Raw genomic sequence first — 23298 nt, 5'->3', positions numbered from 1 at the left:
TCCTAATTGGCGAGGCTGTATGAAAGCAAAAGTTGAAGTTGACCAAAAAGGGCGCAAGAGCGTTGTTGATGCCTGTACCGAGCCTTGTGCGATAGAAAAAGGTATGAGGATTTTAGGTTCAAAATGGAAGGGCTCAATTATCTACCATCTGAAAGATGGTCCAGTGAGATTCAATGACCTTTCAAGAATGTTGGGCGGTGCAAGCAAGAAGATGGTCGACCAGCGTCTAAAAGAACTAGAAAGTGAAAACATGGTAATACGTCGTGTGCTCAATGAAAAACCATTGGCAGTCAGTTACGAGCTCACCGAGTTTGGGCACAGTGCGTTAACGATTCTCGATGAGTTGAGAAAATGGTCTGAAAGCAACAACGTGCAGCTTAAATAGCGTGAGCAACATTGATCAATTCCTCTCTGTCATGTAACAAGGCAACCAAACGGTTGCCTTGTTGTCTTTTGAACTGGAGGTTCAGTAGTCTAGCGTGCCACGGATGGGGTAGTGGTTCTCTGGGTTACGAATCCATGCCAAACCTCGGGTCAGTGCACCGAGTTCAGGTCTTACAAACGGGTTATTGGATATGTCAACCACGTGTAATTTGCCGTGTTCATTGACGACAAACAACCCCGGCTCTGCAAAGTTATGGTCGGTTTCGGCTTCAGAGCGTGGTAGTGATATATAAAGCCCCAGAGTCTTCATTTGTTGCTCAGTAAGACCATAGGCGATTGGAAAACTGATATCGAGCTTTTCTAGGTGTTGCTCCAATTGTTGCTTCGAGTCACCAGAGACAGCCAGAATATCAACGTCTGAGTCACTAAATGCTTGTTTATAGCTCTCAATTTCATTCAGATATTTAGTGCAGAGTGGGCAATGTTTACCACGATAGACAAACACCGCTTGCCATGTTGCATCACCTTGAGGTTGGCCTAGTTTGACTTTGGTTCCATCCAGCTTTGTTGCCTCTAATGTAGGAAAAGCGTCACCCGCTTTGAGTTTTTGTGAGTATGTCATCTCGGCTCCTAGGATTGAAGTCACAACTAATTAGAAAAAAGATAAGACACTAAGAAATAAGTTGCAATCAGTATATTTTTAGTAACCTAGCTTTGATTCGCCTGAGCCATTAACTCAGTTAAGATTTGTTTGTAACCTTCCACTGGATGTGCACCAGAAACACCATGTTCTCTGTTAAAAATCACTGTTGGTACGCTTGAAACGCCCATTGTCTGCCATTGCTTCTCAGTGGTACGTATCGCACTGCGTCGCTGCATATCATCTAACCAACGCATGCCTTCTTCAGCATCAAGACCTACAGAGATAAGTTCTTTTTTTAGAACTTCACGGTCAGAGATGTCTTTCTGTTCACTGAAAAAAGCCGTAAACAGACGTATCTTTAGTTCACTTTGCTTGCCAAAGCCTTTGGCGTAATCAAGTAGAATGTGTGCGTCAAACGTGTTCACCATCTTCATGTCATCAAAGTAATTAAACTCGAAGCCATGTTCAGCACCGATGCCAGCGATGCGAATACGCGCATTTTTACTTTCTTCTACTGTGCTGCCATATTTGCGTGCTACGTGTTCACGAAGATTTTCACCTTCAGCAGGCATATCAGGATTCAGCTCAAACGGCTGCCACTCGATATCGATGCGATCCTCAATTCCAAGCTCGTTAATCGCAGCTTTTAAATGGTTGTAGCCAATGATGCACCAAGGGCAGACGACATCACTAATGATGTCGATTTTAACTGTATTGTTCATAATGGCTCCTTACTCAAAGCACTGTAACCATATGGTAACAGTGCTTTGACTGGCTTTTGAGTACTGCGTGTTCAGATTAACGCTCGCTAGGGTGCGTCCACGCAAACTTTTGGAACGGCGCATCTGGTTCAGTGTGTGCCAATGCGTTGGTGAAGTTTGAGATAAGCTTTGCAGACAACCCCGTCAGAACTTCCAGTGCTTGGCGTTTGGTAAAGCCTGCGTCTATAAATGCTTGCAGTCTTTGATTACCAATATGACCACGGTTATCAAGCAGCGCCTTGGTAAAATCATGCAGTGCTTGCAGCTTCGTATCAGGAATAGTTGTACCTTCACGCAATGCCTCAATAACGTCATCTGGCATTTTGCCCGCTTTCATCATCCAAGTATGACCAGGAACGCAGTAGTGACAGTTATTTTCAAAGTTTGCAGTCATAAAGACCACTTGCTGCTCTAGTGGACTTAATGTCGTGTTCTTCATAAATAGGTCGAAGACGGTGTTGTATGCTTCGTAGGTTGCCGGTGCTTCAGCGAGAACGGCGTGCAGGTTTGGCAGCATTCCGAAGCCTTTTTGTGACTGTTCTACCAGTGCTTTAGACTCTTCAGGGGCCGTTTCTGCATTGTAGTAAGTAAATTCAGTGCTCATGACAATCTCCTTAAAAATTGGCGTCTAGGTGGGCTTCAAAGCGAGCGAAGTCGTTCTCAATGTCCGCGTTTTTCATGACGTCATAGCAAGCGAAAGTAGGCAATGCAGACATGCCAAAGAAGCGGAAGTTGGCATGCATGTGGAACATCAAATCATCAACACTACGACCTTGGAATAGGTACTCACTATCGTCATTAAATGATTCTTCAGGCGCGTTGAATGTGAAAGACAGCATGTATTTAGTATCAGTGCGGGTGCCGCCAGTGCCGTAATTTTTCTTTGGCTCCTCTGGTGTCCGACCATCAAATGCACATAGCGCACCACCCATTCCAGCGGTAAATACATCATCCATGTATTTCTTGAAAGACCACGGAATCGTCATCCAGTTGACTGGCGACTGAAGAATGACTCGGTCTGCCCACTCAAAATGTGCTAGTTGTTCATCAACCACGATGTCATCTTGCATCGTCACCACGCGAACTTCGTGATCCTTTGACTCTAACTGGGCGCGAGCTTTCTCGACCAAAGCCGCATTTAGCTTGCCTTCAGAAAATGGAGATGGTTCGTGTGCGTTAATGATTAGAACGTTACTCATGATATTAACCCTTCAATATTTGGATATTAATAGAGCGAAGAATGATTTCGCTGTCTTGCGGTTTATTATGGTTACCTACATTTCTAGTGCAACTAGTTAACTTTTAGTAACCACCATGAAGGTCGAGATAAATTAGGTTAAATCTATGTTTAATATGATTTTTATTTTTTGTATTGGAGCAGCTATATGAGGGGGAGGCGGTTCAAGGTTACCCAAAGTATACTAGTTGAAATTATTGCTGGGTTACCATACTGAACAGAGATTTCTCATATAGAATCACCTTTTAGAGGCGGGTTTCATCCCTTTTTTACTGTTTTTGAATAGCCACAGGCTCCATGGACAGAGACAATAGAGATTAAATATATTTTAGAAAAGCGATTAAATGTGAACGTATTAGTCGATAATGATTGTGTTATGCTGGCTTTGGCAGAAAAGTGGATGGACGGGCGCAGCGAGCAAGACTTCTGCATCCTGAATATTGATTATGGTATTGGTTCTTCATTCCTAATCAATAATCAAATCTACCGCGGAAAAATGTTTGGTAGTGGCCAGATTGGACATATTAAAGCTGTTGATAATGGTACTGTTTGTGGCTGTGGACGAGAAGGCTGTCTAGAAACTGAAGCGAGTTCTAAAGCGTTGTGTAGAAAATATCGTCAGCAGAGTTTATCTCAAAAAAAATCGCTTAATCGCTACACCAAAGAGGATATGGGTTTTAGTGATTTTGTTGCGTTATATCTAGAACAAGATCCTATTGCTTTAAGTGTTGCTGAGTGCGCTGCGACTATTATTGGCCAATCTCTCTATAACTTACTAATCACGTTGAATATTAATAAGATTATTCTTTATGGAAATACATGCTCCTTAGGTAAACCCTGGCTGGATACAATAAAGCAACAAACACTCGCAAATCCTTTTGAAGACAAATATGCGAGGCGTCAAGATCAAACGTTGCTATGTTTTGGTAACCTCTCGGAGGTTGAGCGTATTATAGGTATGAGCTATTTATGGGTCGAACAGGAGCTTGATAGCTTGTTTGGGTGGTAATTTCCCCGAAAAATAACAGCTAAATCATTGATTCGTTGAAGTCAAAGTGAAATAACCAACGATGGATTCAAACGTTCAATTTCGGCGATTTTATTTTTACTGATGACATCCTCGTAATTACAGGTGGCGTGAGTCAAATTTGTCCTGATTTATAAAATCTACAATTGTGATTATTTTTATTGGTTGAACGTTGTACATTGTTTCAATGTTGATCCGATCGGTAAAAACAATATTGTAAAAATACTGATAGATGGTTTGCCATTGATGAAGCCGATTCAGGCTAATGCGTCGGGCGTATTGTGGCGTAAGCCATTGGTTAAAACCATGCCAGAAATATTGGTTCCAGTCAGGATGTGAAGGAAAAATCTGATGAATTTTGTTTTGTTCATTGGTTAGCACGCCAATGCCTGACTGCCAACGTCCATAGAGGTTTTCAATCGGTAACCGATACCATTTCTCATTCCACCAACTCATATTTTTACTGATTGAAGGCGACAGCGTTCTGCCATTATTTTCGGTTAAATGATAATAGTAAAGATCGGTTTGGCCTTTTTGTATTTCGTGGCTAAACGCTGTGATAGAAGCGCCACGCAAGAAGCTTTCATGCTCCAGAGCAATCGCTGATGGCGGCACGCTATGTGTCATCATGTACAGGTTTTGGAAATGGGCATGGGCGGCGTAGACTGGGCGAAGTATCTGTGCCTCTTTTGATTTAGCATGACGTTGGAGGCTGTATGCCAGTTTATCGAACTGGCTGCGGGCTAATATCTTGCTGTATGTATTCTCGGCTTTACTCAATACATCGATGAAATGTTCTAAGACTGGCTCGACATGATCGAGGTGATAAAGGCTCTGTGCCAGCACTGATGGCGCGAGCAGGGTGTCTTTATATAGTGCATTGTCGTTGAACAACAGCAGATAGCCGGACTGGGAATCTGCACTCGAAAGCGTCCAAAGGTGGGTTTCACATTGCTGGCTATTGTCGTGTTGAAAGCCAGAGCGGCAGACTTGTCGTGTCGTGCGGGTTTGAATCAAGGCGAATTTGTATCTTTTTTCCCAGCTGCGGCTTACTTGAGCGAGTAGCCGGGCGAGGAGAGACAGACGTTTTGCAAACGCTTTGCCGCTCAGATTGCATGTCTTTTGGAGCGCTTCGGGCCGAACCTGATGGATTAAGGCATCCATGAGAGGCTGAAGTAGATCCGCCAGCTTTCTGGCATTGGGTAAGGTGAGCACTTGACGGCATTGCGTGCATTGTACGCGTTGACTGCCGCTTGCGGTAAAGCCATAGCGCTGGAATGTTGGCTGCCGGCACGCGCAGCTGCGAAAGAGGGAGTGATCACACTGGCGGGAACGAATTTGCTCCGCCAGTGCGATGATCGGTTGATTCAATAATACGGGCGGGTAAGCACCGCATGCAGAGCAATACCAAGCATCGTAACCGAGCCTGTCTGAGCGCGAGTAGAGTGACGGTTCGGGATTGCCACAATTTGGGCAACCGTAAGTCTTGCACCCATTGTAATCTTCTCTGAAAGGCACGGCTTACCCTCCACAGCGTCTTTATTGTTTGGATACGTCGATTTGACGGCCTAGAGCGGGCACCTGAACGTTTTTCTGCGCTTTCAGCTGATCAATCAGTACTTGAGTGATCGAGCCTGTTTCAGACAGCATTTTACCCTCAGCAAACACTTTATAGCCATCGCCACCACTCGCAGCATAAGAATAGGTCGCGACCTTGTAAACCTGGTCGTCATCAACTGCGCTGCCATTGATATTGAGTGCCAGTAAACGGTTTCCTTCTGGTTTCTGACTATCGTATTGTGCCTCGATACCCGAGAATTGCGCTAATCCGTAAGGGAGAGTGTAACTGTACTCCAGCAGATCTTTGACTTGTTTTCCTGTCAGCTCAACCAGAGACAGCTTATCGGTGAATGGGAAGAGATCCATTATATTTTCCATGGTCACCGGGCCTTGGTTCAGATCGACACGTATACTGCCAGAGCTGATCATACTGATGTCGGCATTTGCAGCAGTGCGCATCATATCGGCAACCAAGTTACCGACATTTGATTCCCGGTAATAGCTGCGGTAAGCGGTTTTGTTCAGCGTCGCTAATGTCTGCGTCAGTTCCGGGTGTTTGTTGCGTGCGGTTTCAATTAACTGGCTGGTTTTCTCATCGCGCTTCAGTTTGTCTGATTCAACCGGAATCAGTTTACCTTCAAGCAGCTTGACATCATGTTTATCAGTATCGACGGAAAATTTTGTGTAGCCAAGGTATTTCCCTTGCCCGAAAGTTAAGCCGATAACTGTGCCTGTTTTAGGATGAACAACGGGTTTCCACAAACCATGGTCGGAATGGCCACCAAAAATGACGTCAACCCCTTTCAATTTGCCCGCCATGTCATAGTCTTCATCGAAACCACGTTGTACTTCTGGATCGGCTTCTTTGTCGGTTTGCATTGGGGCGGTTTTATTCTGGTGAGTCAGAACAACAATCATATCGACGTCATCACGAATTTTGTCCACCCAGTATTGGGTTACTTCAATGGGGTTATCAATGGTTAAACCTTTTCTGTTCCCTTTCCACATCGTGTTATAGAAGGCATCAATCCCCATCACGCCAATGACACCCACTCGAACACCATTCTGTTCAAGAATGGTATAAGGCTGAGCAAAAGGAGCGTCATTTTGCTCAAATTTGATATTCGCATTCAACACGGGGTAAGCGGCTCTGGGCATCGTTTGCTTGAGCGTTTCCCAACCGTATTCAAACTCGTGATTTCCCAGTGTGATTGCGTCGTAGCCCATGGCGCTGTATAAATCGAAAGAGAGCTTCCCTTTAGATTTTTTTGCCAGTGATCCCGTGAAAATGTCACCAGCATCAAGGAGGAAACTTGTCTTTTCTTTCGCTCTCGTTTCTTTGATGAGTGTGGCGAGATAGGGGATACCTCCGATTCGGGTGATCGCTGGGTTCCAAAATGCATCAACGGGCTCATAGACACTTTCAATGTCGTTGGTATGTAGCAGCGTAACCTGATGCACTTCGGCAACGGCATAGGAGGATGTGCCCAACAGCGCAGCGACCAGCGTCACCAGGCTTGGTCTGTGAATGGTTTTCTTCATCTTCGGTTCCATCTGAAAGGTAATAAATTAGGCTTTTTTGAATGAAGCCGAGCTGATTATGCGGTTGGGGAAGGTTCATACAGTTGAGTTGGCTCACATTATTCGTGTGGATAATATATATATAAACCCGGAGTTTCTTTTTGTGTTGGCGGGGATTCCTGAACTGACAATGGATAAAAGATAAAGTCTAGACGTCCAGCCTTATCTCACGATCACGTCCCCCAAATTTACTGCACCAAGTACAAAATCAATGAAGGTGCGGTTTTTCAGAGACAGATGCTTTGAACGATACAGAAGGTGAATCGGCTTGGCTTTCGGAACCGCGTCTTTGAGTATTTCCACTAAGTGCCCTGATGCGATTTCCTGTTCGACCAATATCTTTGGCTGAAGCAGCACGCCAGCGCCTTGAATGGATGCATATTTCAAGACATCACCATTATTTGAGGTGAGCCGGGTGTTGTTGCGGCGAAAGGTATTGGACGGCAAATTGATGACTTGCTGGCATTCCCCTTGATGGTATTGAAAGCCAAGGCAGCTGTGATGGCTGAGATCAGTTAATGAATTGATCTGTCCATGCTGTTCAAGATAACTCGGGGCGGCACAGTAGGTCATCTCGTAGTTGCCTAATTTTCTTGCGACCAGTGAAGAATCCACCAGTTCACCGATCCGAATGATCACGTCGGCATCGGAGCGAAACGGGTCGATCAGATGATTGTCGAGCATTAACGCCACATGGATATCAGGGTACTGAGCAAGAAAATCGGCTACGATCGGGGCAAGAATTCTTTTTCCATACGTCACCGGGCAGTTCACTTTTACTGTTCCTCGTGGCCTGTTCACTAATGTATGGATCAGGTTTTCTGCATTGCTAATGTCTTCAATAATGCGATGGCACTCTTGGTAGTAAAGTTTTCCTGCTTCGGTCAGGGACTGTTTTCTTGTGGTGCGATGAATCAGTTGTGTCCCCAAGCTTTGTTCTAAAAAACGGACATGTTTGCCGATCATGGTGGGGGAAAGATCAAAGTGGTGAGCTGCGTTGCGAAAGCTGCCGTGTTCGACAACATACGCGAACACTCTCATGCTGGTCAGTTTGTCCATTGCACACTATAGGTTGATAAAGAATTGACTGAAGGCAAGTTTATCAATCCAGTGGCGTTCATTAAAGTTGGTGTTCACTGAGCAGGTTCAGGCCTTTGAAACACACAAAAACGGAGAGAAGGCATGATGAATTGGGGAATTCTTGGAACAAGTTTTATTTCTGGCGTGATGGCAGAAGCGATCAAAGGCGACGATCAAAGTGAGCTGTATGCCGTGGCCGGCCGTTCAGCGGATAACTTATCTGCGTTTGCCAGGCAGCATGCTGTTGAGAAAACCTACACAGATTATGAAATGCTTTTGCGTGATGAACAGGTCGATATCATTTACATCGCTTTGCCGAATCACCTTCACCATGATTTTATCCTGAAAGCGGCGCAACAAGGCAAAGCGATTCTGTGTGAGAAGTCGCTTTCGATTGATATGGCGAAAACTGAGCTGGCACTGCAAGCCGTCAGGCAACACCAGGTGTTTTTTGCCGAAGGTTTGATGTACCTGCATCATCCATTGATTCGTGAGCTGGTTGCGGTGCTTGAATCTGGAGAAATCGGTGAACTGCGCTCGATTCATACATCGTACATCGCTTCGATTGCGCAGTTCGTCAATCCGGAGAGCAAAGGCGCTTTATATAATCTGGGGTGTTACCCGGTGTCTTTAGTGTATCTGGTTGTGAAAACGATGCTGGGCGAACAAGCTTTCGAGAATCGTACTCTGCAGGCAGTGAGCCGAAGGGGAGCGGATAACAATATTTGTGAATCGAGCTTACTGATGAGTTTTGGTGAACAAAACTCTGCTTTTGTCCATACCGCTGAAGACCATGGTTTGAAGCATCAGTTTACGATCCTTGGCAGTCAGGGTTGTATCACCATGGTATCGAATCCGTGGCTTCCGGCACGAGAAAACCACTTCAGTGTTGAAATCTATGAAACTTCAAAACGCGATATCGCAGTCACCGCCCAAGGCGATGCATTCTTTTATCAGGTACGGCAAATACGTGAAGCGGTAGAAGCCGGACGAAAGGAACTGGTGAGCCCCTGTGCAACCTGGCAAGACTCATGCAACATCATGCAGTTGCTCACAGAGTGGGAAAGTCTCGGTCATGAATAACCGGGTTTAAACAGGGGGAGCGCATCGTCGGTATGGCTGACTGCCAGATCAGGTCTGAATCCGTATACCTCATGGCAGACTCGTATGGTTCTGCCATGAGGCTGTGATTGCCCCCCCGATCCTAGTTACCGCAAATAGCGGCTGCATCGAGTTTGATTGTGCAGGTGTTGGGCTGCGGAGAGTGCCAGTAAATGTTATCAAATTCTGTATTGCAGCCGACATCTTCCATCAGTGCGATATCGCCATCACAGATCAGCATGACAGCATTGTTGCCCTGAAATTCTGAAATAATACGATAACGAGAGACGTTCCCTTCGACAGCCAGTTTGGGGAGTTTCGCGAGTTGATCCGGGATTGAAGCAGTTGCGTTTTTGATCACTTCTTCACTTGTGAGCCCTGTTGTATCTTCATACTTCAGCTCACCATCAACAGCTTGACTGATATCTTTTAAAATTGAAGCGATGTCATACATGACTTCTTCAGGATATTCGGCTTGTGTTGTACAAGAAGTGACAGTTAAAAATAACGCGACTGTGGTGAATAATCTCATAGCGCCCTCCATGCAGTCAGCTGACCATCTTCACAGTAGCCGGTATCTAAATTCCAATTTTTGAAAAAGCCTGTCGTCTGGTTTTCAAATACACAACTCGCAGTTTGTTCCCAAAATAATTGGATCGTTTCAACGGCTTTATCAAAGATCTCATCATAGTGTTTCAGGCCATCCGGTGTTTCTAAATGCTCGATATAAACTGGATTGACTTCCTCTTGAAGCGGGTAAGTTAACCCGTGTCTGGCGGCAACATGACGTGCCCATGGGAATAATCGGTGTGACTCCTCGGCATGATTCACAACCGTCTGAAAACCTTGATGCCAGGCGTGAATGTCCGGCTCACATTCATTTGCGTATGCAGGATAGACAACGGAAAGGGCATTACACCAAATTTGCCGGATGATTGGATCGATGCGACTATCGTCCTGACTGTCGACACAACTGCCGATATTCTCTTTGACACGATCGGCCAAACCGAGCTGTCCGAGTTGCATTCTGGATGGCCAGATATAAGCATCCTGATTCATCTCACAGATCCTGTGTTGTTTTGCGTTTTCCGCATAAGGACCCACTTTCATTTCCACGACCGGATGAATCGTAATATCAGCAGCGACATGTGAAACAAAGCCGCATAGCCAGGCAAAGGCTTTGTCAAAGTGTTCGTGTTCGACTGCTTTGACCTCCTGAATGAGCACATTGATCAACGTACCCACATCGTTGTAGTGCATTTCATCGGCCCACTTGTTTTGTGCTGAATTCAGAATGGCGAGATAAGGGAAGTCGGGGCTGACACAACCCAGCTCTAAGTACCTTTTGTTTTGCGCTAAAGCTTTTTTAGCTTTGTTCGGCATGTTTAGCGCCTGCATCGCATTGTTGGCAGAAGCCACATTGACCGCTGTGATGTGAGCAAAAGCACCAGGCATATGAACCTCCATGTACAGTGTGAGGACATGGAGTTTACTATGCATCAAGTTTGTCAGTTGAGACTTCAGTCAGATAAAAAACATCTAATGGTGTCTGGGATGTATCGATAGTTCTGATCATTGACGATATGTAAATATGACCTAGCTCCCATAATAGGTCGACAGATAGGTGAGTATCGCCTCCCGATCACTGGGTTCCGGCTCAGCCATTCCCTGTTCCTCAACCATCCAGACTAAAAGTTCATCCCATCGTTCTTGGCTGAGTGCCTGCTGTGTGACGAGATGGAGTGAATGGCAGGCAGAGCAGGCCGTTGCCACCAGCGTCATGTTTTCTCCTGGGGTCAGAATGTCCTCCCCTGGGGATTTGACCGGCTCACTTTCAAAAGGGGTGGACCAATCCGGCGGAGAGGGATTTTTAGTCGCTAGCCAGGCAATGATCGCTGCGCGGGCACCCGGGTCTTTGATGCCCGGGAAAAGCATGTTTGTACCGGGGGCGAAGTCTTCGGGGGAGGCGATAAAGGCATCCAGCTTGTCCGCGTCCCATTTTCCTTGCTGTTGTTTTAAGGCGTCACTGTATTGAAAGCCGTCAAAACTGGCGATCGGACGATCAGCCAGTCCCCAGAGCGGCGGTCCGACGACCACCACACCCTCTGCTTCCAGCTGATGACAGGCTTTGCAGACCAAGCCTTGTGCTTCACCAGCAGTAATCAGAGATTCGTTTGCCGAAAGAGGCAAACAGACCCAAATATTCAGAAGAAACGAGAGTGGGATGACCCGCTCGCAGAAAGATGCCATGGTCATGTCAGTGATCCGTTGACGACGACAGCGACCCGATGGAAGGTGTTGTTCAGGTAACCTTTGGGATTCCAGGCAATCGCAAAAGGTTGGCTGACCCCTTGATCATCCGTGGCTTTTGCCCAAATTTCATAGTAGCCGGGTTGCGGGAACTTCACCTTGAGATTGAAGGTCTGCCAGGCCCCTTTATTGGCCGGAGCTGCAAGTTCTGTATCCATCCAGGTGGCGCCAAAGTCGATGGAAACCTGCACTTTTTCCACTTTGCGATCGCCAGACCATGCATGACCGCGAACGGCGACTTCACTGCCTGAAACCTGAGTATTGGTTTGTGGCGATGTGATCAGAGATTTCACCGGCATCCGTTCGATAATCTCAAAATCTTTTTCGTCTACTTTTTCACCGGGTGCAACGGGACGGTTCGGCACGCGGTATGAAGTCCCGGTCATTTTGGGGCCATCATGGATCTGATCCCGGATTTGAATTCGTGTCAGCCACTTTTGCGAACAGGAGCCAGGCCAACCAGGCACAACCAGCCGTAATGGAGCACCGTTCATGGGGTGCAGTGACTCACCGTTTTGCGCAAAGGCAATCAGGTTGTCGCTGCCCATTGCTTTCTCGATGGGGACACCCCGTGAAATGGGTAATTTTCCTTCCTGCCCCGACAGGTGCTTGTCCGCACCGTAGTGAGCCGTGTAAACAGCATTGTCTTTTACACCTGCTGCTTTCAGTACATCAGCCAGTCGAACACCAGTCCACTCCGAACAGGCGACAGCCCCGTATGTCCATTGATTCCCTGTCGCTTTGGGTTCAAAAAAGGCACGTCCGTTCCCACCGCACTCGATAACCAATTGCTGCTTGACCACCTCGAAGTTTTTCTTCAGATCAGCAATGGTTAATGTCATGGGTTTATCGACCAGACCGTCAATCGTGAACTTCCATGCATCCGCATTGACCTCAGCCGGAGGGACACCATTATTGCGAATGAAGTGACGCGCAGTGGGGGTAATATCGTCATTCAGCAGATGAGGTGGTGTTTCTGCATTCATGGGCCGGTCATTCAAAACGGTTAAGCCGTCTTTTCCTTCAATCACGACATCGTCAAGACCTTCAGCAAATGCAGCCGGAATCATCCCGGCAGGCATGTTGCGGTGAAATGGAATCGCGCCCCCGAGCACGGCAGCCATCGTGGCTAAACCGGCGCCTTTCAGAAAACCGCGTCTGTCCGGAAAGCTGACCCGGCCAAAGATCTTCTGGTCTGCAGACTTTGGGTGCTTTTCGTAAAACTCGAAGATACCTCGTGGTGGATTTTTCTTCTCTCTGGCCATCGTACACACCTATATCTGATGAATGTTCAGACACCTCGGGCTCAATGCATTGAGTCAACAGGCGAGCGCCCGGAACAACAAGATGAGTCACGCAAGGTGCCATTCAAGACAGATGTTCAAGCACGAAGCCAGCAAAATACTGTATGTTTCATGCTTAAAGGTTACAACTTTGATTGAGAGTGTAGTTGGCAACCCGGTATCTCTCAAACCTGTTGGTGACAGAAGCTCCGACGCTCAATAAATTCCGATGCTGTCCCGAAAAGTGATGCAGTGACGATGATTGATGAAGTTTTTGAAGCGGGGGCAATCATGAAATATCTGTTTATGTTGATGGTTTTCTTATCGGTAGATGCATTTGCCAAGAACTATCGGATCGTGACAGAAGGAGAAGCCAGAGATTTTCTCAATCAGGCAGACGTTTCCCAAAGAAATGTCCCCCATGGGTTGGCACTGATTGATTTGGAGCGTGCGATTCTTCAAGGTGAAAAAACGAACAGCGGTGGCTGTTCTTACAATAGGTCATCACTTTTAAATGAGAAAACACAGCGCTATGTGATTGAAGTGGGCAAGAACCTTGAGACGTGCGAATCCCTGGTCGAGATAGGTAATCTTCCCGATGAGTGAGCTTGATATCTTGCCGGGGCCGGCATTCATGGCAGGGATAACGTCAATGTTCATCAATATGACAGGATTCATAAAGAGGTGAGTTTTTTCTCACCTCATTGACATTCTTGTAGGATTTAATTGGAATGCTGAATTTTGAACTCAATTTTAAACCAGTGATGCTTTGGTTTGTACTTTCCTGTCAATAGTGTTTTCGTGATATTTCCGATGAGTTCAGTGCTTTTACTACTACGCTCATTGACGATGATGATTGCGTTTAATTCTTTCAATATCGACTCGATATTATCTCGTCTTTTTTGATCCCAAAGCAGATGAGACTCCATCTTATAATTTCCAGATGGGATGTTATGCTTTTTCAAGGTCTTGAATGCCTCTGAGATGATGCCGTTAATGAGGTGATCGTTTTCTTGTTTTGTTTTTCCCTTTGAATGTTCGATAACAAATTTATTTACTGACGCAGTCAGGTGGATGTTTTTGAATGCGTTGGGTAAGGGAAAAGATTGTGTCATGATTAATCCATACTCCTTTTGGGAAAAGAGGATAGATAGTATCAAAGTGCCTACCAATAAAAGCGTTATTGTGATTGAAAAGATAAGTACATCAGTGTTCCAGAAAAACCCTATGCAAACAACATATAAAACCAATGCCATAAGCACTCCAATCAAGATGGTTGATAGAGTCATTGTTATTCTTTTCTTTGTTGCACCGTAATCACTGATAAGAATGGGTAGCTTCTGCCCCAGGAAGAATGAAGAAAACAGAATGAATGTGAAAAGAAAAGATACTTTTAATATATTAAATATAATATCCATGATTTGACCTTTTATGTTTTTTTTAAATTTAATGGAATAAAATTTTTTGTCCAGTTTTATTTAACGGAAATTTTGTTTTTTTGTTTTTTATATTTAATGATAAATATTTTATGAAATTTGATACAGTTTTTCTTCGTTTTGAAAAAATCACTACATTCACCGGCGATTTCGTCATCAGTCTCAAGTCGTCATTGAAGTGGGATTGGGTCCATTTTGGCTCTATTCGTTAGTCTTGCCGGGACAGGTATTCATTCACAAAAGCGAGAGTTTATTAGTAAACATGCACAATGGAAAGCCATGATGTCAATAATCTAAATGTCCTACATCCCAAAGGGGGGAATTTTTTGTACAAACCAACCCAATATGTTGTGGCATTGAGGACAGTTCTCTGGCAGTGATTGATAAGCTGGAACGCTGGTATACCGTGCAGGAGGGATCCACAGAACCAAAGCGGCATTGGATGACATTCCAATCTGGCGGCCGTAGCTCCACAAAGAAGTTGTCAAAGGGAATCTGGTGATCGCACCGGATCTGGCCGCAATCCTGTAGTTTTTCTTCCGTTCCTGGGGAGCCATGGGCTACGGTGTGAACAGATCTGTAATCATCAAATCAAAAGTCGCAGGATAAGGCTTGCCCGATCTGAACAGTAGTTATTGATTTATCAGCAAAAAAACAAACTTTTTTACACCTTTTTGACCCTGAAAACTGGCAAAACTGATGTGCTCTGCAAATACTCATGAGGCAGTCTTGCAGAGCGTTTCTGCGCGCGTTATCGACACAGGGTTATGCCATGGCTCATCTGATTTATTCTTTAAACATGACATTAAATGGTCACTGCCATCATGCGGATGCTGTAGTGGATCAGGAACATCATGAATATGCCCTTGAATTATTGCATGCATCTGAAGCTTTGATTCTGGGGCGTCACACTTATGATCTTTTTTCTGCGTTTTGGCCTGAAGCCGCAACAAGGCGGGACTTACCCAAATATATGCAGTATCTGGCGATGGAATTACAGTCCATTCCCAAGCGGGTTGTCACGACCCGGCCGCTTGAATATCCCTGGCAGAATACTGAGATTCTGAAAGGACCGGACATCGATCAGGCACGAGAATTTTTATCCGGGATCTCCGGTAATGTTGTTCTGTTTGGCAGCCCCGCGTTGGGCACATCACTGGCGGATGCAAATTTGATCAATGAATATCAGTTTTTACTGGAGCCCTTTATCAGCAATCAGGGGAAGCAAGTTCTGGATGGCGTGAAATTACGGCAAAGACTGATGTTATTGGAAGCCCGAAGGCTGAATCGGGACGTCATGTTGCTGAGGTATGCATCCGGACCATAAACGGCTTTCTTTCGGGTTGTTTTCGCCTTTATTCTCAGGCAATGTTGTGGATTCTCAGGTTTTCATCAACAAGGTTCAAACGTGGTTCGCAGTCATCAATTTACGCTGGCCGGGTGTGGCGCAATTTTTCTTTTCAGCAGTGTGGTTGCCCTGATCCGAAATGTGACCGAGCAACTGGGTCCGGTGGGTGGGGCCGCCATGATCTACAGTGTCAGTGCTGTCATTCTTATCCTGACGGTTGGTTTGCCCAAATTGTCTTCTTTTTCCTACAAATATCTTGTGCTGGGTGGGGGGCTGTTTGTCAGCTATGAGATGTGTCTGGCGCTGTCTCTGGGGATGGCCAATGACCGGTTGCAAGCGGTTGAGATGGGGTTGATCAATTACCTCTGGCCGTGCCTGACTGTTTTGTTTGCGGTGATCTTTTCTCGTCGCTCAGTCAGCTGGCTGTTATATCCCTCGTTGTTATTATCTTTTTTGGGCGTTGCCTGGACAGTTTCCGGCGACAGCGGTTTATCGATTTCCCAGTTAATCGCCAATGTACAAAGTAACCCGGTCAGTTATACGCTGGCGTTGAGCGGTGCATTTATCTGGGCGATTTACTGTAATCTGACCCGCCTGATGGCGGATGGCAAAAATGCGATCACTTGGTTTTTTGCGGCAACAGCCGTCGCCCTTTGGGTGAAATATCTATTTTCTCATGAGCCCCCAATGGCGTTTGATCTTCCGGTGATCCGGGATCTGCTGCTGGCGGGTCTGGCGATGGGCGGTGGTTATGCGTTGTGGAATCTCGGGATTCTGCGCGGCAATATGGTACTGCTGGCTACTTTGTCTTACTTTGTTCCGGTATTTTCAACATTTTTATCGGCGCAGCTGCTTGGGCTGACGCTCACTGCAACGTTCTGGCAAGGGGTTGTGATGGTGACTTTCGCATCTATCCTGTGCTGGTGGATCACCCGTGAAAAACCTGAGCCGGTTCCGATACAGGAAGAGCAAGCCTGATCCCCACAAACCCGCAGTAGTGCGGGTTTTTTCGTCGAATGAACTTCAAACGTTCCACCAGCAGTGCATTTCCATTGAAGACGATCACGATTCCTTTCATTGCATATCAACTTTATTGAGTATCCGGGTAGGATCGGGGGCAATCCGGGTTACTCCTGAGTCTTGTTTCATCTCTTATTTTTGCGGAGGTTCAGTGATGTATGACATCGTCAACGTGCAGGCGTATTCAAAAGATATTGAAGCTGCGGCAGCGTATTTTCATCAGGATGAGAACAGACGATACGGATTTTTCGGAAATTGAATGAACAGCCATGAATGAAAGGAAAACTGATGTACCAGGTGATTGAACAAGTTGTTGGTCCGGATGACTTTTTGCGTTTACGCGAAATTTCAGGTTTATCGTCTCGATCATATGAAGCGGCTGTGAAAGGGCTGCCGAACAGCTTGTATGGTGTTCATATTGTCCATGAGGGTCAGGTTGTCGGGATGGGTCGGGTGATTGGCGATGGTGCCGTTAATTTTGACATTGTCGATGTCGCCGTCGACCCGGCGCATCAGGGAAATGGCCTAGGACGACAAATCATGGAATGCATGATGGCCTATATTGATCGGGAAGCCTTTCCGCGTTCCTATGTGTCTTTGGTGGCGGATGTCCCGGCTTTGTATGAAAAATTTGGTTTTCAACGGGTTCGCCCGAAATCTGAAGGGATGTATTGGGTGAAAAAATGATCGGTCCTCTGTCCGAACCATCGCATTGGAGATTGAAAGATGATCTCATGTCAGCAATATGACTATATCGAAATTGCCTGTCTGTACACATTACCGGTCAGGCTGACCCTGAACAATGGTCAGCAGATAGAAGGCCATGCGAAAGATACCCTCCGGAACAGTGACAGGCAGGAGTGCCTGTCATTACAAACCAGCCGTGGGTTGCAAATCGTTGTGCTGGATGAACTGGTGCGCATGGAAGCAACACAGCCCAATGTGCATTTCGATGTGATTGAATTTTAATGTCGTTCTAACTGATTGAAAAGTAAAGGTTGTCGGCTTAGTGTCGGGTCCATGTCGTGGCCTGTCGGGTGAAAAGTTCAGTAGGCTTGGCATTGAAACAGCAAAAGGGAATTGAATGATGATAATTCGGAAACTCAGGTTACAACGTGGCTGGTCTCAGGAACAATTGGCACAATTGAGTGGCGTCAGTGTCCGGACCATTCAGCGAATTGAGCGCGGTGGGAATGCCGGCTTGGAGACCCTGAAGTCCTTTGCGGCTGTTTTCGAAATCGATATCACTGAACTGAAACAGGAGCCAGACATGGACAAGGAAAACGCGGTGAGCACGGAAGAAGAACGCGCGCTCTCTTATGTGCGCGATATTAAGGCATTTTATTCGCATCTGATCACTTACTGTCTGGTGATCGGCTTATTGTTTGTCATCAACTTTGTCACAGATCCCTCTTATATCTGGGCCTGGTGGCCAGCAATGGGGTGGGGGATTGGCGTCGCCATTCAGGCTGCAAGTACCTATGAGTGGTTCAATTTTTTCAGTACGGACTGGGAGAAGAAACAGGTTGAGAAGCGTTTGGGCAGAAAGCTTTGATGCACTTAGAACATTCACAATTGCAGGCCGGGAACTCCCGGCTTGTTTTTTGCGGTCATCATCTCTTTGGAATGAGGTGACAATGTTTCTCAGAAAAGCCATAGTTAACGCAGAGGTCATGTGAATCAGAGGCGCTGAGTATGGCAGGAAAAATGACAGAACAGGAAGCGGCAGCAAAACTGGAAAAATCTTCGAAAAAGGTGACTGATAAAGACATTGAGCGGGTCCTGGAAAAAGAACAGGACATTGAAGAAAAAGTTCAGAAAAATGGGTCCCTGCGACAGTACTTCAATGTTGTGAAATCAATGTACAGTCTGGTCAAAGCCTACTGGAAAGGGGAATACCGGGAAATTCCCTGGTTCACCATCGCCGCCATTGTGACAGCCTTGCTTTATGTGTTTAATCCGCTGGATGTACTGCCGGACGTGATTCCGTTTCTCGGCCTCACGGACGATGCACTGATTCTGGCCGTCTGCCTTAAGCTTGTACAACAGGATCTGGAGGATTTTGAACGCTGGCGTTCAGAAAAAGAACAAGCTTCGCAATCTGATCACTGAAGACAAGGATGGAGAGGTTATCTTCTTGTGAACCCAGTAAATTTCTGTAGACTCGCACTCAGATGAAATCAGTCAGTCAGGGCTGTTTTTTGATCAAAGGATTTGACAGTCTGCTCTGCATCAGACTACGATACGGACATAGCTCGGTACAGTTCATATCCATATAATTAGCGGATATCAACAGTCCCGAGCTTTTTAGCATCTGGGCGAACATGAATCGAAAAATTACTTTCTTTGTTGATGGTGGATATTTTGTTCATCGGGTTCGATATTTCCATCGTAAATTTTTTTCCGCTTGCGAATTGAAACCTGAACATCTCATCAGCGTTTTATATACCTTAGTTCGAAAACATCAAAAGGCTTCGCGAAGAGGCGATTTGTACCGCATCTATTATTATGATGCGCCGCCATTCGATGACCAGATGCGAGAACCCGTGAAGCGACCTGGTCATGAACATTTGCTGACGAAGTCATTCAAAACCTCGTGGCTGGTTGGTTGACCTCATTGAGCTGAAAAATTTGAAAGCTGCCTGAATCGCTCAGGCAGCTTTTTTTTCCCCTGAACTCAGAGCTGTTACAAACCTATACATTTTTTTTTCTTGTACAACTCCGGTGTCTTATCTAAGATTCTTGTACAAGAAATATTTTTGTATAGGTGTGACATGTCTATTCCGGTGGGTATCAGTGCCTGTGTACTTGGCGAGAAAGTACGATTCGATGGCGGGCATAAGCGGAATCGGTTCGTGACCGATGAGCTGGCTCAATACGTTCGGTTTCGTCCGGTCTGTCCGGAAATGGCGATTGGTTTGCCTGTGCCCCGTCCGACTATCCGGTTGGTTCAGCAGGAAGACGGCGAGCATTTAGTCGATAGCAAGCAAGGTGAAAACGACTATACAGCGGCGATGCAGAGTTTCGCCGAGCGTCATATTGCTGGCCTCAATGATCTGTGTGGTTTCATCGTTTGTGCTAAATCGCCGACCTGCGGAATGGAGCGGGTGAAACTGTACATTCCGAATGGTAATACGGTGCCGGGAGGCACGGTTGGTGTCTTCACGCGCAAGCTGATGGCAGCCATGCCTTGGTTGCCTGTTGAAGAAGACGGACGATTACATGATCCGGTGCTGCGGGAGAACTTTGTATTCCGTATTCATGCCCTGCACGATTTTTATCAGAGTGTGGGTCAGCAGCCGACAATCGATGCTTTTGTGAAGTTTCATTCCCGATACAAATTCGTGCTGATGGCACATTGTCCCGCGGCTTACAAGTCGATGGGGCCTCTGGTGGCCGGGATTAAACACTGGGATCTGAATGAATTCTTTGCCACGTACCGTCAGCAATTTATGGCGGCACTGAGTCACCGGGCCAACCGCAAAAACAATACCAATGTGCTGATGCACCTGCAGGGATATTTCAAACGCAATCTGACCAAGGCGCAAAAGCAGGAACTGCTGGATCTGATCCAAAGTTACCGATTGGGGCATCAGCCGATTCTGGTGCCTTTGGCACTGATTAATCATTACCTGAAAGAATTTCCGGATCCGTATCTGCAATTGCAGACATTCCTTCATCCGTATCCGGAGGAGTTGAAATTACGTTATGGCCTCTGAAGTGAAATTATTTGCAATCCGTGAAGTCTCTGAAATCACCGGCGTCAACTCGGTGACCTTGCGTGCCTGGCAGCGCCGGTATGGCTTAATCAAACCGCAGCGGACCGAAAAAGGGCACAGACTGTACACGCAGGAAGATATTGAGCGGATTCAGCTGATTGTGTCCTGGCTCGATAAAGGCGTCGCTATCAGTAAAGTGCGTCCGTTGCTCGAAACCGGATCAGAGGCTGTCGCAGAGCAGGAAAGCGAGCAGGCCTGGGTGACACCTGTGATGACTGCGCTGGCTGAATGCCGACGCGGAAAGCTGGAACAACTGTTAACTCAGCTGATGAAAGAATATCCGCTGTCATTGTTTATCGAGCAGGTGGTTGAGCCCGTCGACCGGCAATTGAATGAGAGTGCGAATCCGCTCAAGCCCATACAGTGCGCATTATGGCAATCCGCTTTAATCGAGCACTGCGCTGCACTGGTTGCGAAAGCCCGCAAGAGAAACGGACGAAAAGCACTGTTGCTGAGTTTTGAGCCGGCACAGGATGGTATCTCACATCATATCTGGCTCTCGGCGCTGGCGCTGAGTCTGGATGGTGACAGTGTCACTATCCTGGAGAATCTGCCATTTCAGGGCAAATTGCACGGATTAGAAGCCGCCGTATCACAACAGGATTTTGCGCAGGTACTGGTGGTGGGCGAAAGCAAACTCCCGCAAGCCATCCTGAAGCAATTGGCGAGGCTGCATACGGCGTTGCATTGCCCTGTGATTCTGAAAGGCAGTATTGCGGTGATTCATGGTTCCTGGTTACAGCAACTGGCAGGAGAGACTGAGCATGACGAAGCGTGAATCCGCCAACAGCATGATGTGGTTCCGGGCCGATTTAAGGGTCGTTGATAACACCGCGCTGCTTCAGGCCTGCAAACAGAAAAACCCCGTGTTTGCCGTCTTTTTTGCCACGCCGGAACAATGGGCGTCTCATGACACAGCGCCGATTCAAATTGATTTGATCCGCCGCCGCCTGATATCGCTCCAGGCACAGTTAAGTGAATGCAATATACCGCTTCGGATTGAGCAGGTTGCTGATTTTGAGGCGCTTCCGGCTGCCATCGCTGCACTGGCCGAGGCATGGTCGTGCGATCACGTCTTTTGTAACAAGCAGTATGAATGGAACGAAAAATTGCGGGATCAGGCTGTGGGTCAGGCACTGAAAAAGCAAAAGATTAAATTCAGTGTGTTTGAAGATACCTGTGTGCTTCCGGCTGGCAGTGTGCTCACCCGGCAAGGCGATCCGTTTAAGGTCTACACCCCATTTCGGCGTGAGTGGCTGAATCAGTTCCATCTCAGCCCGGCACTTGCTCAGCCTGCGCCAGCAGCGCAAGCCCATGATGCTGAACACATGAAATTTGCGACCCCTCTGAGTGACGAGCAAGTTGATCGCTGGATGGGATATGCCCTCAGAGACAGCAGCGACTGGCCCGTCGGAGAAGAAGACATCCGGGCGCGTCTGATCCGTTTTTGCGTTGAGAAAGTTCAGGATTACGGTGAGCACCGCGATCTGCCCGCAGTGGATGGCACCAGCGGTTTATCGCCTTATCTCGCCATCGGGGCAGTTTCTGCAAGGCAGTGTTTGTCGGCCGTTTTGCATGAATTTCCGGAGGCTTTTGAAAAGCAGGAGCAAGGCCCGTTTATCTGGCTCAATGAAATTATCTGGCGTGAATTTTACCGTCATCTGATTGATGCCTATCCGCAGGTGAGCCGGGCACAGCCGTTTGTGAACTGGACCCGACAGGTGGACTGGCAATGGGATCAATCAGCGCTGGAGCGTTGGCAAAACGGCGAGACAGGATTCCCGATTGTGGATGCCGCGATGCGTCAGCTCAAAGCAACCGGTTGGATGCACAACCGGCTTCGCATGATTACGGCCAGTTTTCTGACCAAAGACTTGCTGATTCACTGGCAGGCTGGTGAACAGTGGTTTATGTCACAGCTGATTGACGGGGATCTGGCTTCGAACAATGGTGGCTGGCAATGGGCTGCATCAACCGGGACAGACGCCCAACCTTACTTCCGTGTGTTTAATCCGACGGCGCAGGGAAAAAGTTTGATCCAAATGGCGAATTCATCCGTACATGGGTCAAAGAGCTGGCAAAAGTGCCGGATAAATACATCCACAATCCGTATGACTGGCCGGATGTGAAAAGCCTGGATTATCCGCCGCCCATGGTGGACCACAAGGCGGCCCGGGTAAAAGCCATCGAAGCATTCAAGCAGGCGAAAGCCTTTACAGAACAAGCCTGAACCGCGGTGAAACCCTTTGTCAGCGCAGAAAAAGGAAGCCAGACATCATGCAAGATTTCAGCACAAGTTCAGCGATTGAAGGGCAGGAAAATCCGGCATCAGATTCGGTGATGGCGCAGTTTGTCCGCATATACAGCCAATTAGACCAGCAGGATTTAAGCAGCCTTGAAGCGCTTTATCATCCGGCAGTGGTGTTTGAAGATTCGGCGCACCGGGTTGAAGGCTGGCCTGCTCTGCACGATTACTTTCAGCGATTGTTCCAAAACGTCACGCACTGTGAATTCAGGATTCATCAGTCGATGGCAGATGGTGCACAGGGATACGTTGTCTGGACCATGGTGTTTGCGCATCCCAAGCTCAACCGGGGTCAGCACCGGGAAGTTCAGGGGTGTTCCCACCTGACGTTTCAGGACAACCAGGTGATTCATCACCGTGACTATTTCGATTTAGGTGAAATGCTTTACGAGGCCATCCCACTGTTGGGGCGCGTCGTGAAATCAATCAAGGCGGGACTGTGA

General features: G+C 47.0%; 25 protein-coding genes and 1 pseudogene. 14 read left to right on the top strand and 12 right to left on the bottom strand.

Going from position 1 to position 23298, the window contains the following annotated elements:
* Positions 1-19: 19 nt before the first annotated feature.
* Complete coding sequence (locus tag KDD30_RS20280; protein WP_211651770.1) at positions 20-385, top strand: helix-turn-helix domain-containing protein; 366 nt, start codon at positions 20-22, stop codon at positions 383-385.
* Positions 386-466: 81 nt separating this feature from the next.
* Here KDD30_RS20280 and KDD30_RS20275 read toward each other — a convergent pair whose 3' ends face one another.
* The 4 genes from KDD30_RS20275 to KDD30_RS20260 all read right to left on the bottom strand — a co-directional run bounded on the left by KDD30_RS20275 (position 467) and on the right by KDD30_RS20260 (position 2987).
* Entirely contained in the window at positions 467-1006 is a 540-nt protein-coding gene (locus tag KDD30_RS20275) for a peroxiredoxin family protein (RefSeq protein WP_211651769.1), read from the bottom strand.
* 86 nt (positions 1007-1092) lie between these two features.
* On the bottom strand, positions 1093-1749 hold the full coding sequence (locus KDD30_RS20270; RefSeq protein WP_211651768.1) for a DsbA family oxidoreductase: 657 nt from the start codon (positions 1747-1749) through the stop codon (positions 1093-1095).
* Between the two features lie 76 nt (positions 1750-1825).
* On the bottom strand, positions 1826-2392 hold the full coding sequence (locus KDD30_RS20265; protein WP_211651767.1) for a carboxymuconolactone decarboxylase family protein: 567 nt from the start codon (positions 2390-2392) through the stop codon (positions 1826-1828).
* 10 nt (positions 2393-2402) lie between these two features.
* Positions 2403-2987 (bottom strand): NAD(P)H-dependent oxidoreductase, encoded by a 585-nt coding sequence (locus KDD30_RS20260; protein WP_211651766.1) that lies wholly within the window; start codon positions 2985-2987, stop codon positions 2403-2405.
* Positions 2988-3371: 384 nt separating this feature from the next.
* Between KDD30_RS20260 and KDD30_RS20255 the strand changes: the two genes are divergently transcribed.
* Positions 3372-4034: an ROK family protein gene (locus KDD30_RS20255; protein WP_249199438.1), complete on the top strand. Its 663-nt coding sequence runs from the start codon at positions 3372-3374 to the stop codon at positions 4032-4034.
* Positions 4035-4151: 117 nt separating this feature from the next.
* Here the strand turns inward: KDD30_RS20255 and KDD30_RS20250 are convergent, their stop codons facing one another.
* The 3 genes from KDD30_RS20250 to KDD30_RS20240 all read right to left on the bottom strand — a co-directional run bounded on the left by KDD30_RS20250 (position 4152) and on the right by KDD30_RS20240 (position 8252).
* The gene (locus KDD30_RS20250) at positions 4152-5570 is read right to left on the bottom strand and encodes a hypothetical protein (protein WP_211651765.1); all 1419 of its coding nucleotides are present in this window, start codon (positions 5568-5570) and stop codon (positions 4152-4154) included.
* 21 nt (positions 5571-5591) lie between these two features.
* A complete protein-coding gene (locus KDD30_RS20245; protein WP_211651764.1) occupies positions 5592-7154 on the bottom strand; it encodes a bifunctional UDP-sugar hydrolase/5'-nucleotidase in 1563 nt (520 codons plus the stop codon).
* Between the two features lie 201 nt (positions 7155-7355).
* Entirely contained in the window at positions 7356-8252 is an 897-nt protein-coding gene (locus tag KDD30_RS20240; protein WP_211651763.1) for a LysR family transcriptional regulator, read from the bottom strand.
* A 126-nt stretch (positions 8253-8378) separates the two neighbouring features.
* Here KDD30_RS20240 and KDD30_RS20235 point away from each other — a divergent pair, with 126 nt between their 5' ends.
* The gene (locus KDD30_RS20235) at positions 8379-9356 is read left to right on the top strand and encodes a Gfo/Idh/MocA family protein (RefSeq protein ID WP_211651910.1); all 978 of its coding nucleotides are present in this window, start codon (positions 8379-8381) and stop codon (positions 9354-9356) included.
* Between the two features lie 121 nt (positions 9357-9477).
* Here the strand turns inward: KDD30_RS20235 and KDD30_RS20230 are convergent, their stop codons facing one another.
* The 4 genes from KDD30_RS20230 to KDD30_RS20215 all read right to left on the bottom strand — a co-directional run bounded on the left by KDD30_RS20230 (position 9478) and on the right by KDD30_RS20215 (position 12949).
* Positions 9478-9906 (bottom strand): hypothetical protein, encoded by a 429-nt coding sequence (locus tag KDD30_RS20230; protein WP_211651762.1) that lies wholly within the window; start codon positions 9904-9906, stop codon positions 9478-9480.
* Complete coding sequence (locus KDD30_RS20225; protein WP_211651761.1) at positions 9903-10829, bottom strand: zinc dependent phospholipase C family protein; 927 nt, start codon at positions 10827-10829, stop codon at positions 9903-9905. The genes KDD30_RS20230 and KDD30_RS20225 overlap by 4 nt, the downstream gene beginning before the upstream one ends.
* A gap of 141 nt (positions 10830-10970) precedes the next feature.
* Positions 10971-11624 (bottom strand): c-type cytochrome, encoded by a 654-nt coding sequence (locus tag KDD30_RS20220; protein ID WP_211651909.1) that lies wholly within the window; start codon positions 11622-11624, stop codon positions 10971-10973.
* Between the two features lie 2 nt (positions 11625-11626).
* Positions 11627-12949: a molybdopterin-dependent oxidoreductase gene (locus tag KDD30_RS20215; RefSeq protein WP_211651760.1), complete on the bottom strand. Its 1323-nt coding sequence runs from the start codon at positions 12947-12949 to the stop codon at positions 11627-11629.
* Positions 12950-13225: 276 nt separating this feature from the next.
* Between KDD30_RS20215 and KDD30_RS20210 the strand changes: the two genes are divergently transcribed.
* A complete protein-coding gene (locus tag KDD30_RS20210) occupies positions 13226-13573 on the top strand; it encodes a hypothetical protein (RefSeq protein ID WP_211651759.1) in 348 nt (115 codons plus the stop codon).
* A gap of 116 nt (positions 13574-13689) precedes the next feature.
* Here KDD30_RS20210 and KDD30_RS20205 read toward each other — a convergent pair whose 3' ends face one another.
* A complete protein-coding gene (locus KDD30_RS20205; protein WP_211651758.1) occupies positions 13690-14385 on the bottom strand; it encodes a hypothetical protein in 696 nt (231 codons plus the stop codon).
* Positions 14386-15175: 790 nt separating this feature from the next.
* Between KDD30_RS20205 and KDD30_RS20200 the strand changes: the two genes are divergently transcribed.
* The 10 genes and pseudogenes from KDD30_RS20200 (at position 15176) to KDD30_RS20155 (ending at position 23298) form a co-directional block, all read left to right on the top strand.
* On the top strand, positions 15176-15730 hold the full coding sequence (locus KDD30_RS20200) for a dihydrofolate reductase family protein (RefSeq protein WP_211651757.1): 555 nt from the start codon (positions 15176-15178) through the stop codon (positions 15728-15730).
* Between the two features lie 81 nt (positions 15731-15811).
* Entirely contained in the window at positions 15812-16729 is a 918-nt protein-coding gene (yddG, locus tag KDD30_RS20195; protein ID WP_211651756.1) for an aromatic amino acid DMT transporter YddG, read from the top strand.
* A 330-nt stretch (positions 16730-17059) separates the two neighbouring features.
* Positions 17060-17458, top strand: a complete 399-nt coding sequence (locus KDD30_RS20190; protein WP_211651755.1) for a GNAT family N-acetyltransferase — start codon at positions 17060-17062, stop codon at positions 17456-17458.
* 39 nt (positions 17459-17497) lie between these two features.
* Positions 17498-17740 carry a Rho-binding antiterminator gene (locus KDD30_RS20185; protein ID WP_211651754.1) on the top strand — a complete coding sequence of 81 codons (243 nt, stop codon included), beginning with the start codon at positions 17498-17500 and terminating at the stop codon, positions 17738-17740.
* Positions 17741-17858: 118 nt separating this feature from the next.
* A complete protein-coding gene (locus KDD30_RS20180) occupies positions 17859-18326 on the top strand; it encodes a 2TM domain-containing protein (RefSeq protein WP_211651908.1) in 468 nt (155 codons plus the stop codon).
* Between the two features lie 140 nt (positions 18327-18466).
* The gene (locus KDD30_RS20175) at positions 18467-18883 is read left to right on the top strand and encodes a YkvA family protein (protein WP_249199436.1); all 417 of its coding nucleotides are present in this window, start codon (positions 18467-18469) and stop codon (positions 18881-18883) included.
* Between the two features lie 662 nt (positions 18884-19545).
* Positions 19546-20490: a DUF523 and DUF1722 domain-containing protein gene (locus KDD30_RS20170; RefSeq protein WP_211651753.1), complete on the top strand. Its 945-nt coding sequence runs from the start codon at positions 19546-19548 to the stop codon at positions 20488-20490.
* Position 20491: 1 nt separating this feature from the next.
* On the top strand, positions 20492-21328 hold the full coding sequence (locus KDD30_RS20165; protein WP_211651752.1) for a MerR family transcriptional regulator: 837 nt from the start codon (positions 20492-20494) through the stop codon (positions 21326-21328).
* Positions 21329-21341: 13 nt separating this feature from the next.
* Positions 21342-22780: pseudogene (phrB, locus tag KDD30_RS20160) on the top strand (deoxyribodipyrimidine photo-lyase).
* A 110-nt stretch (positions 22781-22890) separates the two neighbouring features.
* Entirely contained in the window at positions 22891-23298 is a 408-nt protein-coding gene (locus KDD30_RS20155) for a nuclear transport factor 2 family protein (protein ID WP_211651906.1), read from the top strand.

The sequence above is a fragment of the Photobacterium sp. GJ3 genome (assembly GCF_018199995.1).
In the GTDB taxonomy this organism is placed as follows: Bacteria; Pseudomonadota; Gammaproteobacteria; order Enterobacterales; family Vibrionaceae; genus Photobacterium.
Note: the sequence above shows the minus strand (reverse complement) of the source record. Positions and strands in the feature narration are given on the sequence as shown.